A 12,622-nucleotide genomic window follows, 5' to 3' on the forward strand; every position below is an offset into this window, starting at 1 on the left:
CCCTGACCGCACACCTCATTGAATAACACCGGGGGTCGCTTCGCCCACACCAGCGGATCGCCCGGTGAACGCGGACAGTGAGCGAACGCCGATGCTGCGGCCGATGGCAGGCGGGGGGATGGAGGAGTCCCTGGTGTCGATGCGGACGGCCCGCTCGGCCAAGCCGCTGGCCTCCGGCACGCGTAGGACAGCGTTCAACTTCCTCTGCCCTCGACCGACCGCCAGAGTTGCTCATCGGATGGCAGTCACGCCAGGAAGCTCAACCGGACCCGACGGTCGGTGTTACTGGTGTTCGTGTCCACCAACCTCCGCAAAGACAACCGACCCTAGCGGACCGGCGTCGGCAGTGAGGCGCTCCTGGTAGTCCTCCTGGTACCAGACCATCACGGCGCCCTCTGCGAACGTCCTGACGCCGGATGCCGCGTCGGTGATGTCGAAGGGCTTACCGATGCGACGGACTCCCACGGCATCGGCGATCCGCTGCGCGATCGCCTCGACCTCCAGCCGCTGGGCCTTGTCCAGGCCGCCGACGACGTTCTCGGCGTTGGGTTCGTACTCCCAGGTCCAGTCACTCACGCGGCGACAGCCTCGGCGAGGATCGAAGCCAGCTCACTCGCAGCGGCGCGGCGCGCGGCGCGATCGTCCGACTCGCTGACGATGCGCTCGCACTCACGGAAGCGGGCGAGGCGTTGCGGGTAGCGGGCGACTCCGACCCATGACCACCAGTGTTCGACGAAGGCACGGGGCGGTGTGAGGGTGTGCTCATCGCGGGCTTGGCGCATCGCTTCATCCCACTGCTGATCAAACGTGGCGAGGACAGTCGGGTCGAGGCGTCCGACGGCAACGCGGAGCGCGGCCGGGGTCTTCTCGGGCATGGGGATGCGAGGGCCAGTGGGCTCTGCGGCACGCTCGGTCATGGCGGGCTCCGTAAGGTCTCAGGCGGCGGAGTGGAGCAGGGACGGGGTAACGGCGCCCGCGGCTTCCTCGCGCGGCTCGGTCTGCTGCTGGGCGCGCGGCGCGGCGTCGAGACCGGCCGAGACTCGTCCGGCAACGGTCTCACGCAGCAGCAGTTCACAAAGGACGCTCATGGACTGGATGCCCTCACGCGCTCGGCGCTCGTCGGCGTGGGCCCAGGCGGCGTCTCCGATGGCGGCGAGATGCCCGCTGCGTCCACCCGCGCGCACGTCCTCCTCCGGAAGGGGAACGTCGACGACGCCGACGGCATACCGGTCCAGGAGGACGGTGAGCAGGTGACCGACGGTCAGGGCATCGCCGGCGGCGATGTCGTCGGCGCTGCACCAGGTGGCGTCATCCACATAGGGGCGGCGAGTTGTGCGGGCGAGTGTGGCCCGCTTCTTGCGGGGTGTCATAGCCCGGCCTCCGTAGGTGTCCTTCAGCGGGTCCTCGGCCACTCTAGCGCGACCATGGCTATATCTCCGACCCAGTCTAGAACTACGACCATGTCTGAACTTCAGACCCCCACGTCCACAGCCGGGACGACCTCTCGCCGCCTCGCCGCCGTCCTCATCCAGAAACGCAGCCTGGACACCGGGTTCAGGGCCGTTCCCTCAGGTCGGACAGCAGGAGATCCAGTTCTCGCTCCTCCTCGACCCGGATGCCGGCTTCCGCGAGGGCCTCGGCGAGGTCGGGATCCCAGGGGGTTCGGGTACGGGCCCCGGTGAGAGGTCTGAGCGGGAGCTCCGGGTCGCTCGCGGTCAGGGCCGCGCGATAGTCGGCGGCGCAGTAGCGCCAGGGATGCCACGGAACGCGGCGCAGCAGGGCGCCTGCGATCCGAATCCCACCCCAGTCGAAGTCGCCGTGATATCGGAGGTCCGGGCCGTTGCCGTGCAGGTGGCGCAGCAGGGCGAGTGCGGCGGCCGAGGGCTGGCCCTGGAGACAGATCAGGGGCGGGCAGGCGGGGCCGAGGGCGTCCGCCGCCGCGGCGAGGATGGTCGGGTTCTCGCAGATCCATACCGTAGGGGAGGCGGCGGAGGGTGGCCGTCGGATCAGCTGGCGAAGCGTCAGGACGGTCGGTTCGCCCTCGTCGGCCATCCAGTCGAGGGCGGGGGTCCCTCGCAGGTTCAGGGTGAGGACCGTCGAGGACAGTTCGTCCTTCAGCAGGCCTGCTGATGCCCAGGCGTCCCGCCGCCATTCGGCGCCGCTGCCGTCGGTGAACCCGGTCAGGGCGCGGATCCCGGACAGCGTGAGGGTGCCCTGCGGGGTGCCGTCGTCCAGCGCGTGGGCAGAGCCGAGGACGCGGGCGGCGAAGGCGGCCAGCGAGACGGCGGGGTCGGCCGGAAGTTCGCGAAGCGCGGCGCAGACTCCCGTGAGCAGGACGCGCACGGAGTGAGGGGTACGGCCCAGGCGCCGGGCGAGGCCGTCGGCCCGCACCCTGGCGGCCCAGGCGGCGAGCTCGGGCTGGTCCCGTACGAGTGCCTCAAGAGGTGTGTACGCCCGATCCCAGGCGGCTTCCTCCTCGGCCCTGATCTGGGCGAGCGGGGTGACGGGGCCGGTGAGCGCCGTGACGGCGGCGGCGAGGCCGTCCGGACTGATGCCCGACCGGCGCAGCACGGCGTCGACCGCTTCCAGCCGTACGGTGAGGGAACGGCCGCCACCTGGTGGTCGGGCAAGCAGCCGTTCGACCGCGGATCGCTGCCCCGGAGTGGGGGTGGCCAGGGAGACGGCACCCGTCAGGGGTTGCCCGGCCACGAGCCGTCCGCGCACTCGCTCCACGAGCCACTCGAGTTCCGGCACGCCCAACAGGCGGCGCAGTCGGGGGTCGTCGACCGCGGCGCGAGTGACCGCCACCGGTACGGCACCGGGCGCCGCGTGCCCATCGTGTGTCAGCTCCACTGTGGCTCCCGTTCCGGCCTGCCCGCCGCGTCCGGTGCCGGGTGCCGCACGGGGTCGTCGCGGCGCTGTCGTCTTGTGCCGTCCCACTCCCAGCGGGTGACGAGGACCGCTGCCAACTCGTCGATCCGGGACAGCTGGGCGATGGCGATGCCGGGGACCTGTGGGTAGCAGGCCCATTCCCGCTCGCTGGTCATCACCACGTCGAGGTCGAAAGCGCTCAGCAGGCCGAGACACTTGGCCCGCGAGTCGTCGTCCACGCCCGCGAACGCCTCGTCCAGGGTGACCAGGCGGGGCGCGTGCGGGCTGCCCGCGCTGGCGTAGTGCGAGGAGGCGGCGGCGAACAGTGGCACGGAGACGGCGAGGACGCGTTCGCCGCCGGAGGCGGGGCCGGTGGCCGGGACCCAGCGCCCGTGCTGGTGGCGTTCGACGCCGAACTCGTGCCAGGAGCGGTAGTCGAGCGCGGCGGTGAGGTGTTCGAGCCAGCTGCCCGAGCCGTCGTCGGACTGCTGGCGGGCGATCTGGGCCTGGAGGAACTCGCCGACCGCCGTGCGGTCCTCGGCGGTCCAGGCGTCGGCCGACTGGCGCAGCCGCTCGCGGGCCGGGGCGAGTCCGGGCGGGGCCTTGCGCGAGAGCCGCCACACCAGCCGGAGTCTCATACCGGTGGAGGTGGGGCGGTCCTCCAGCTCGGTGTTCATGTCCCGCACCTGGCGCTCAGCCGCACCGATGAGTTCCTGGAGGGTGCCTGCGACCTCGGTGATCAGGTGGGTTTCGAGGATCTCCCGTTCGTGCGCGGACAGGATGCGGGTCAGCTCGCCGACCTCCTTGGCGAGTGCTTCGGCGAGTTCGGGTACGGCCCGGTCGCGGCCCTGGTACACGATGTCGACGACCATGCCGTCCTCGACCATGCGGGCGGAGGCGCTGTGCCCGTGCCGGGACAGGGTGTCCTGCAGGGACTTGAGTTCTTCGCTGAGCCGACGCTGGACGCGTTCCCAGGCGGCATCCGTGTCGTCGACCGACGAGAGGCCCGTCTCGATGGTGCGGGCGAGCGTGATGGCCGGGGTGGCGGCCCAGGGGCTGTCCTCGGCGGCAGGGATCACGAGTTCGGGCAGCGCGACCGCGACCAGGCCGGTGGCGGTGAAGCGCTGGAGCCCGTCGATGGCCTCCGCGCGTGCGCCGACGGCTTCCGTGAGGTCCTTCTCCAACTGCTCGATCCGCCCCTCGGCACGGCCGGCCTCCCGGTCCGCCTCTGCGTGACGCCGTTGGGCGGTTTTCTCGCCGGCCTCGCAGATCCGCAGTGCCGCGGCAGTCTCGGCGAGGCGCCGTTCGAGTTCGGCGACGGCCGCTCCGACGGTGGAGCGCAAGGTCAGGTGGCGCTCGTCCGCCGCTGCCGCCTCACGTTCCGCGTCCTCGGCCCGCTGGGCGAGGTCGATGGCCCGCCGCTCCGCGTCGGCCGCCTCGGCGTGCTCGTCGTCCACCTGGCGTGCGGCCTCGGCTTGTTCGCGCACCGCGGGCCACAGGGCGGCCAGCGTGGCAGCCAGGGAACCGAGGGCGTGACGTACGGCGGTGAGTCCGGCCCGGTCGGCAGGCAACCCCAGATCGGTGGCGGCCTCGGTGAGTTCGGTGGCGGCGCGCTCGGCTCGCCCGGCCGCCTCGGTCACCTCGGCGGCGCGCTCCTCACGCCGTCTGCGGGCCTTGCGTACGGTGTCGGCAGCGGCGCTCACGAGCGCGTGCGCCCGGGTGAGCGGCGACTCGTCAGGTACGGAGGCGAGTTCGGTGTCAAGTGTGCGACGGCGGCCTGCGATCGCCTCGGAGCGCGTCGCGACAGCTTCCGATTCCTGGCGCAGAGAAGCGAGTTCGATGCCGAGCGCGGCGACGCGGGACCTCCGCGCCACCTCCCGCGCGCCTTCGCCGATGTACGCGGCGGCGGGCTTGGCCCAGGTGCCGGTGAGCGCGCCGACACGGAAGCGGCCGTCCGCTGCCACCCATGTCCCGGCTCCTCCCCCGCTGCCCAGGCCGATGGCGGCGAGCAGACCGAGCACCGTCGCTTCGCCCAGGGACGCGGCTCGTCCGTCACCGTGGTCCACGTCCGGGCGCAGCACGTCGGCCAGCGATGGGCCGCTGACCGGTCCGCTCGACGGGGCGAGCAGGACGTCGTGCCCGTTCACGGCGAGGGCGGAACCGTCGGGGAGCACCCAGGCGTCGAGGAGGCCGGAGGCTTCGAGCGCCGCTTCAAGCCCCGCGCGGTCGGATTCGGGCAGGTCGTCACGGAAGTCGACCATGCGCCACAGCGGGGCGCCCGGAAGCTGTTCGCGAAGGCCAGGGGTGCGGGTGGCGGGAGGCTCGGGCTCGCGTCCGCCGCCGGCTTCCAGTGCGGCGAGCTCCCGCCGCGCCTCGTCCGCGCGCTCCGCCAGCTCAGAGGCCCGGCGGCCGGCTTCGGCCGCCTGGTCGGCGAGGTCCGCCGAGCGGACGGCGTGCGCCCTGCCCGCGTAGACGCGTGCCGGGTAGGGGCCGTCGAGGTGACGGGTCCATTCCTGGAGTTCGTCGAGGAGGCCGGTCTCATCGGGGAAGGCCAGCTCCGTCCAGGTGCGGGCGCGTTCGCGTACGTCGTCCAGGAGCGCCTGTCCGGCCCGCGCCGCGCCCTCTTCCGCCTCACCGTGGGACTCGGCGGCCAGGGCGAGGTCGGTCTCCGCCTCATCGAGACGGCCCGACGCCCGGCGGTGCGCGGCGGCGGCCTGTTCGGCTGCTGCGAGGAGGCCCTCGACGTGGGCGAGGGAGCGTTCGGCGCGCCCCACGGCGTCCTCGGTGACGCGCCGCAGTTCGGGCTCGGGCAGCCGCTCGTCCATGGGCAGACCGATGTGCGCGGCGGTGGCGTGCTCCCGTGCCTGGTCGAAGGTCTCCCGGACCCTGAGCCGCGCGGCACGGAGCCGGTTCTCGGCTGCGCCGAGCCGGCCGAGCGCCTTGGTGCAAAAAGCGGTCGCCTGCTCCCGGTCCCCGCGCGCCTGGTCCGCCGCCTGCGCCGTTCGCGTCACGGCCCGCGCGGCGTGCTCCAGCTCCCGGGCGTCACGCATTTCGGGCGCCTCGCGCAGGGCCGCCTCCTGGGCCCGCAGGCGTTCTGCGGATTCCGCCAGGGACCCGATCTCCTCCTCGGCCGCCGCCCGCGTCTCCTCGGCGCGACTCCGCCGCTCCTGCGCATCGGCCAGATCCCGTTGCACGCGCTCGTAGCGGGAGTGTTCAGCCCGCGGAAGCCGTGCCCGGCGGCGGGTGGCGATCCGGGCATAGCGCCGGTAGTGCTCCAGGAAGGCGGAGGCGGCCCGTTCCGCGGCGGAGGCGGCGGCCAGCTCGTCCTTCTCCTCGTCCAGGGAGCGGAATGCCTCGGCCACGTCGGCGATGACGGCCTGGTCCATGGGCGGCAGAGCCTCGGTGAGGGCGCGGGAGAGGGCGGCTTCGTTGGGCCGCTTGGACAGTTGGGGCTGGCGCAGCTGGATGAGCAGGTCGACCAGGGCGGCGTACCGCTGGTCTCCGAGGCCGAACAGTGCTTCGTCGACGGCGCGGCGGTATGCCTTGGCCTGGTCGTACACCATGCCGTGCCCGGCGACCGCCTCGGCGAGCCGGTCCCGGGAAAGGGCCGTGCCCGTGGCGTCGAGCAGCCGGAACGTGTCCTCCGTGCGCTCGGTGGAGCCGTGGTCGACACGTTGGCGGGTGACGGCGTACCAGTGGCGGGCGATACCTCTCCCGCTGACGGCCTTGAGTCCGCACAGCAGCGTACGGAAGTGCTGCTCGCCGGTCGTGTCGTCGAGCCTGCCGAACTCGATCCACGTATAGCCGAGCCGTTCGGAGTGCGGGTGCTCGCCTCCAAGGAGCAGGTTCCACTCCATTCGTTTGCCGGGGTCGCCGTCGGGTTCGACGCGGCGCGGGCTGAGGTCGCCGTCGAGCAGGAACGGCAGCGTCAGGGCGAGGACCTTGGACTTGCCAGTGCCGTTGTTGCCGCGCAACAGCAGGCGCCCGTCCCGGAAGTGGAACTCCTCGACGTCGTAGTGGAACAGGTCGACGAGCCCGACGCGCAGGGGCTGCCAGCGGGATCGCCGCGGGGTGGGGAGGCGGGTCACGAGGTGGCCTTTCGCTGCGGGGGCACGGAGGCTGAGCCGGGCTCACGGATGACGGTCTCGCCGACCGCGTACCGGGCGAGGGCGGGACGGGCCACGACCGCGTGCGGCGTACGGGAGACCAGACCGAGCGCGGTGAGCCGGGCGACGGCCTGTTCGACGAGCTCGGTCTCCATGCCCGGCTCCCGGGCGGACTTCGACCAGAAGCCGCCGTGCTCGGCGGCGAGGTCGCGGACGCGCAGGGCGAGTTCGCCAGGGGTGACCGGCGCCTCGGCGGCGGCGAGATGCTCGGCGAGCAGCAGGGTGATGTGGCCGTGGGTGCCCTGTTCCGGCATGCGGAGGTCGGTCAGGTCGTCGTCGGGGTCGACCATGGCGATCCCCTCGGCCCGCACTTCGGCGACGAGGCCCGTCAGCTCGGTGATCCGGGCGGTGAGGAAGCCTCGCTGCCGGGTGAGGTAGCCGACTTCGGCGTCGGTCAGGTCGTCGTAGTAGAGCACCGGATCGTCGAGGAGCCTGCGGGTGAGTGAGCTGCGCATGGCGCGGAAGCGCAGCTCGTCGCTGTCCAGGGCGGTTTCCTCGACGAGCTCGGCAAGCCGTCCCTCAAGGTCGTCCGCCCGCACGGTGGAGGGGCCTCTGCGGGTGGCGAGGAGGCCGGCCAGGACTCGCCTTTCCACGTCGTACAGGACGTCGCCCACCCCGCTGACGTAAGCCTCCTCTTCGCCCGCGACGCGCCGCAGCACGCCGAGGTCGAGCAGCAGCCGTACGACGGAGGCGAGGTCGAGGCGCTCGTCACGGCGCTCCAGGGCGAACTCGACACCCGCGGCGGCGAGTCGAGGGTCGGCGGCGTCGAGGACGATCTGGTCGGCGAGGCGCCCGAGGGCGATCTGGGCCTCGCCGCGTTCGAGGGCGGCGAGCGCGAGGCAGAACAGGACGTAGCGGCGGCGGGTGAACGGGGCGGCGCCCCGGCTCGCGTCTCGGGCCGGGTGCGTGGGGTCGGTGAGGACGCCGGGAATCTTGCGCAGGCGTGCCGTCTCGGCATCCACGAGGAGGGACCAGCCCGTGTTGCGGTCGAACCACTCCCGGAGCTCGGGCGCGTGCCGGCGGACGAGTCGGAACTCGTCGGCGTGCCGGCCGCGCGCGAGGAGGAGGGGGTGTTTGAGCAGAGTCCGGGCCGCTTTGCGCAGGTCGGCGGCGTGCTGACCCTCCAGCACCTCGGCGAGTGGTCCGGTCATCGGCCAGTGTCTCCGTCCGTCAGCTCGTCTCCGTCCGTCAGGTCGACGATCTCGACGACGTGGTCCGGGCCGCTGAAGACACCGCCGGGCGTGCGGATCTCGGCGGTGGTGCTGTCGGTGAGCGCGGTGAGCCTGATCTCCATGGAGCCGTCGTTGCTGGTGGCCACGGTGTGCCTCATCCCGGGTCGCCAGGTGGCCAGCGCGTCTCCGAGCAGCTGGAGGAACAGACCGAAGGAGGCCGGGTCGAGCTCGCCGAGGCCCGACAGGCGCATGACGCCGTCGGTGACGAGCCGGGCGCGGGCGGCCGCGGTCTCCGCGGCCTGCTTGGCGGCCGTCTCGGCGAGAGCGCGCCGCCGCTCCTCACGGTCCTCGACCTTGCGGGGCTTGCCGCGCCGCTCGTAACTTCCGGTGCGGCGCAGCTGGGGGCTGATCCGCAGCGGCTCCGCCTCGGCCCACGAGGTGACGGCCGGGACGGGCCGCGCCGCGCGGGCCGTGAGCGTGTCGCCGTCGACGGTGAGGTGCCGCGCCGGATAGAGGCCGAAGGCGGCCCGCCACAACCGGTGCCGGGCGTCGTCGTCGGCCGCCTCGGCGAACCAGCGGGCCAGCGTCCGGAAGTCGGCGGACCGGTCCGAGCGCCCCGACCGGCGCTCGTTCAGTGCCCGTACGACGGCCAGGAGCTGCGGGATCGCACCGAGCGCCCGGCCACGCAGGAGCCGGGCCTGCGACTCGCGCCCGTCCCTGCTGATGAACCACGCGCCGAGTCCCGCCCAGCGCACGGCCCACCGCTCGTACACCTCACGCTCCGCACTCTCGAACTCCTCCGGCGAGGCGTCGGCGGCCTCCCTCCCGGCGGCGGCCCTCAACAGGGACTCCGCCCTTCCGTCCTCCTCCAGCTCAAAGATCAGCCGGGCGATCCTCCCGCCCAGCGTGATCAGGTCCTGGATGAACCGCTCCAGGTACTGGATGAGCCGGTCCTTGTACGCGAGGAAGACCTCCTCCTCGACGTCGTGCAGGTCGATGGTCCTCTGGAGAGATCCCATGAAGGAGCGGGCGTTGTCGGCGAGTGCCGCGAAGCGGCTGGCCAGCGCGTCGAGCGCCAGGTGCGCCTTGGCCGGGTCGGGCTCGTCCTCGGCGGCCAGGACGAGCAGGGCGCGCAGGTGGGTGACGATGTCGTGCAGGGCGACGGCCTGGAGCGCGCCGCGGCGCCCGAGTGCCTCGTCAAAGGCGGACAGCGCGGCCTCAGCGGCCTCACCCTCGCGCGTGAGCTGGTAGATGAACCGCTTCCGGTAGAAGTCCTCGACGGCGGTGACCCGGGCGGTGTCCGGATCGGCCCGCAGATTGCCCCAGGCGACGAGCTTGTCGAGCGCGGTGACGACGGCCTCGGGGTCGGCGGGGCGGATGTCCGCCGGCAGTGCCCCATGCACGTCCTCGGGACGCAGATGAACCGCGAACCGCTCCTTGGCCACGAGGAACACCCGCATCACCTGGCGGTAGAGCGGGGTGTTCGGCACGGTGAGGTGGGCGAAGGGGCCGAATCCATCCGGCTCGGGTTCCGGACCGGTCGAAGCGGTGGAAACGATGACGTTCATCGTCGGCCATTCTCCCCCAGGCGCCGCCCCCGCCGGCAGGGACCCAAAGGACCTGGCTGATTCACGCCGTCGCGATCACTGCGAAAGAGGAGCGACGCTGAACCGCTTGGTGCGGCCGGATATCCCGCCTACAGTCCCGCAGTACCCGCCGCTACCCGAGAAACGACAGCCGGACCTGGCGGTCCGGGTTGTCCTTGTTGGTGTCCACCAGGCACACGGACTGCCAGGTTCCGAGTTCCAGCCGGCCGCCGATCACCGGCAGCGTCGCGTGCGGCGGTACCAGCGCGGGCAGTACGTGGTCCCTGCCGTGGCCGGAGCTGCCGTGGCGGTGCTGCCAGCGGTCGTCGGCGGGCAGCAGGGTGTGGAGCGCGGCCAGCAGGTCCTCCTCACTGCCGGCGCCCGTCTCGAGCACGGCGATGCCGGCCGTCGCATGGGGCACGAAGAGATTCAGCAGGCCGTCGGCGCCGCCCGCGCGCTCCCCAAGGAAGCGCTCGCAGGCGTGCGTCAGATCGGTGACCGTCTCCTGTGAGCCGGTGCGGATGGTCAGGGTCGTGGTGGTGAAGGTTCCGGGCATGGGCCCATCCTCCCGCCTGGCGACCCGTACGGCTTTCCGTCTGTCGGCTGCCGCTTTGCGGGAAGATCCACGATCCGCCCCCGGTTGGTAGAAGCGTGAACTACCTTGGGGTACGAGAAGTGGACGTGGTCGTCATCGGTGCGGGGCAGGCCGGGCTGTCCGCCGCCTACCATCTGCGGCGCACCGGTCTGGTGCCCGACCAGGACTCCGTGGTGCTGGACCACGCCCCGCGCCCCGGCGGTGCCTGGCAGTTCCGCTGGCCCTCGCTGACATACGGCAAGGTGCACGGGATGCACGCGCTGCCCGGCATGGAACTGACCGGGGCGGACGAGTGGCGGCCCTCGTCCGAGGTGATCGGCGAGTACTTCACCGCATACGAGGAGCGGTTCGGGCTGCTGGTGCACCGGCCCGTCACGGTGAGCGCCGTTCGCGAGGGCGAGAGCGGGCGTCTCGCCGTCGAGACCTCCGAAGGCATCTGGTCGACCCGGACCCTGATCAACGCCACGGGCACCTGGGACCGCCCTTTCTGGCCGCGATATCGCGGCCAGGAGACGTTCCGGGGGCGCCAGCTCCACACCGCGGACTATCCGGGGCCCGACGAGTTCACGCGGCAGCGGGTGATCGTGGTCGGCGGCGGGGCGTCCGGGACGCAGCATCTGATGGAGATCGCCGAGGTGGCCGCGGAGACGACCTGGGTGACACGGCGGCCGCCGGTCTTCCGCGAGGGACCGTTCGACCAGGACGCCGGGCGGGAAGCGGTCGCGCGGGTGGAAGAGCGGGTACGACGCGGCCTGCCCCCGCAGAGCGTCGTCTCCGTCACCGGCCTGCCCGTCAACGACACGATCCGGCGGGCCCGGGAAACGGGTGTGCTGGACCGCCGGCCGATGTTCGACCGGATCACACCCACCGGAGCGGTCTGGGACGACGGACGATCGGTGGAGGCCGATGTGATCCTCTGGGCGACCGGCTTCCGTGCGGCGATCGACCATCTCGCCCCGCTCCGGCTGCGCGAACCGGGCGGCGGAATCCGGATGGAGGGCACCCGGGCGGTACGCGATGCCCGGGTGCACCTCGTCGGCTACGGGCCCTCGGCCTCGACGATCGGCGCGAACCGGGCGGGACGGGCTGCCGTACGGGAGATCAGGCGCCTGCTGGACCGTGAACCCGCCCTGGCTTGACCTGCGTTCGGCAGCGGGCACAGCGGGCGGCGGCCGTCAGCCGGTGCCACGTGCCGTGGCGCGTACGGTGTTGAACTCCGCCACATGGCGCTGGTGCTCCTCGTAGCTGCTGGTGAAGCGGGTGTCCCCCGGTTCCACCGTCACGAAGTAGAGCCAGCCGCCCGGCGGCGGAGCGACCGCCGCGTGCATGGCCTCCTCCCCCGGGTTGTCGATGGGGGTGGGCGGCAGCCCTTGCAACTCATAGGTGTTGTAGGGGTTGTCGATACGGGTGTCGGCGGTGGTGGTGTCCAGGGAGCTGCGGCCCAGCGCGTAGTTGATGGTCGAGTCCATCTGCAGCGGCATGCCTTGGGCGAGCCGGTTGTGGACGACGCGGGCCACCTTGCCCATGTCGGCGGTCGTGTCGGCCTCGGCCTGCACGATGCTGGCGATGTTCACCGCCTGATGGAGGGTCACGCCGACGTCTCGGGCGGCGGCGGCGATGCGTTCGGTGCCGAAACGCTGGTTGGCGATGTTGACCATGAAGCTGAGCAGGCGGGCGGGGGTGGTCGTCGCATCGATGGGATACGTGGCCGGGAAGAGATAGCCCTCCACATTGCCCTTGGCGTCGGCGGGCAGGTTCAGCTTCGCGCGGGCGGCCGCCCTTGCGGTGGTTCCGGGCGCCGCCTTCAGGGCCTTGTCGATCGCTTCGTACACCTGCGTGGCGCGCCAACCCTCCGGGATCACCAAGGTCTTCGGAGGCGGTGGCGATGGTGGTGGGCGGTGCGGCGACTCGGGGGCCCGGGCCAGCAACGGCACGAGCATCACTCCGGCCGCCACGGCCGCGGCGCTCAGGGCCAGGATCAGCCGGCCACGGCGGGTCAGGCGGGACCGGCGCCCGGACCGCGGCAGGGGCTCGTTCGTCATACGGGCACGCTAACCCGGCCCGCTCGGTGATCCCGGGAGCTTCAGGAGGCCGACACGGCGAGGGCCGGTGGCCCGGGTGCCGGGATCACCGACCACCGAATCGACACGAACAAACGAACGCTCGCGCGGTTGTTCGTCGGAACGTGCGGTCGTGGCCGTTTTGATTGCCGCGCACCTGCGCGACGCATGA

The 12,622-nt window shown here is 72.2% G+C and carries 10 protein-coding genes; 1 reads left to right on the forward strand and 9 read right to left on the reverse strand.

The window, feature by feature from the left end; genetic code table 11:
* Nucleotides 1–282: 282 nt before the first annotated feature.
* The 8 genes from ACZ4SA_RS18070 to ACZ4SA_RS18105 all read right to left on the reverse strand — a co-directional run bounded on the left by ACZ4SA_RS18070 (nucleotide 283) and on the right by ACZ4SA_RS18105 (nucleotide 10,351).
* Nucleotides 283–576, reverse strand: a complete 294-nt coding sequence (locus ACZ4SA_RS18070) for a hypothetical protein (RefSeq protein ID WP_468275310.1) — start codon at nucleotides 574–576, stop codon at nucleotides 283–285.
* Nucleotides 573–917 carry a DUF6247 family protein gene (locus tag ACZ4SA_RS18075; RefSeq protein ID WP_468275313.1) on the reverse strand — a complete coding sequence of 115 codons (345 nt, stop codon included), beginning with the start codon at nucleotides 915–917 and terminating at the stop codon, nucleotides 573–575. The genes ACZ4SA_RS18070 and ACZ4SA_RS18075 overlap by 4 nt, the downstream gene beginning before the upstream one ends.
* 18 nt (nucleotides 918–935) lie before the next feature.
* Complete coding sequence (locus ACZ4SA_RS18080) at nucleotides 936–1,370, reverse strand: hypothetical protein (protein WP_468275316.1); 435 nt, start codon at nucleotides 1,368–1,370, stop codon at nucleotides 936–938.
* 184 nt (nucleotides 1,371–1,554) lie between these two features.
* Nucleotides 1,555–2,853 (reverse strand): TIGR02679 family protein, encoded by a 1,299-nt coding sequence (locus tag ACZ4SA_RS18085; RefSeq protein ID WP_468275318.1) that lies wholly within the window; start codon nucleotides 2,851–2,853, stop codon nucleotides 1,555–1,557.
* A complete protein-coding gene (locus ACZ4SA_RS18090; protein WP_468275320.1) occupies nucleotides 2,844–6,959 on the reverse strand; it encodes a TIGR02680 family protein in 4,116 nt (1,371 codons plus the stop codon). The genes ACZ4SA_RS18085 and ACZ4SA_RS18090 overlap by 10 nt, the downstream gene beginning before the upstream one ends.
* Nucleotides 6,956–8,188: a TIGR02678 family protein gene (locus ACZ4SA_RS18095; protein ID WP_468275322.1), complete on the reverse strand. Its 1,233-nt coding sequence runs from the start codon at nucleotides 8,186–8,188 to the stop codon at nucleotides 6,956–6,958. Before ACZ4SA_RS18095 ends, ACZ4SA_RS18090 begins: the two co-directional genes overlap by 4 nt.
* On the reverse strand, nucleotides 8,185–9,777 hold the full coding sequence (locus tag ACZ4SA_RS18100; protein ID WP_468275324.1) for a TIGR02677 family protein: 1,593 nt from the start codon (nucleotides 9,775–9,777) through the stop codon (nucleotides 8,185–8,187). The genes ACZ4SA_RS18095 and ACZ4SA_RS18100 overlap by 4 nt, the downstream gene beginning before the upstream one ends.
* A 151-nt stretch (nucleotides 9,778–9,928) precedes the next feature.
* Complete coding sequence (locus ACZ4SA_RS18105; RefSeq protein ID WP_468275326.1) at nucleotides 9,929–10,351, reverse strand: secondary thiamine-phosphate synthase enzyme YjbQ; 423 nt, start codon at nucleotides 10,349–10,351, stop codon at nucleotides 9,929–9,931.
* A gap of 95 nt (nucleotides 10,352–10,446) precedes the next feature.
* Between ACZ4SA_RS18105 and ACZ4SA_RS18110 the strand changes: the two genes are divergently transcribed.
* Entirely contained in the window at nucleotides 10,447–11,529 is a 1,083-nt protein-coding gene (locus ACZ4SA_RS18110) for an NAD(P)-binding domain-containing protein (protein ID WP_468275327.1), read from the forward strand.
* 36 nt (nucleotides 11,530–11,565) lie between these two features.
* Here ACZ4SA_RS18110 and mltG read toward each other — a convergent pair whose 3' ends face one another.
* A complete protein-coding gene (mltG, locus tag ACZ4SA_RS18115; RefSeq protein ID WP_468275328.1) occupies nucleotides 11,566–12,432 on the reverse strand; it encodes an endolytic transglycosylase MltG in 867 nt (288 codons plus the stop codon).
* Between the last annotated feature and the right edge of the window lie 190 nt (nucleotides 12,433–12,622).

The sequence above is a fragment of the Streptomyces sp. NPDC027962 genome (assembly GCF_055566095.1).

Coding starts and splice junctions, on each gene's coding strand:
- ACZ4SA_RS18105 (WP_468275326.1), bottom strand. CDS start 10,351: ATGCCCGGAACCTTCACCACCACGACCCTGACCATCCGCACCGGCTCA.
- mltG (WP_468275328.1), bottom strand. CDS start 12,432: ATGACGAACGAGCCCCTGCCGCGGTCCGGGCGCCGGTCCCGCCTGACC.
- ACZ4SA_RS18075 (WP_468275313.1), bottom strand. CDS start 917: ATGACCGAGCGTGCCGCAGAGCCCACTGGCCCTCGCATCCCCATGCCC.
- ACZ4SA_RS18100 (WP_468275324.1), bottom strand. CDS start 9,777: ATGAACGTCATCGTTTCCACCGCTTCGACCGGTCCGGAACCCGAGCCG.
- ACZ4SA_RS18080 (WP_468275316.1), bottom strand. CDS start 1,370: ATGACACCCCGCAAGAAGCGGGCCACACTCGCCCGCACAACTCGCCGC.
- ACZ4SA_RS18095 (WP_468275322.1), bottom strand. CDS start 8,188: ATGACCGGACCACTCGCCGAGGTGCTGGAGGGTCAGCACGCCGCCGAC.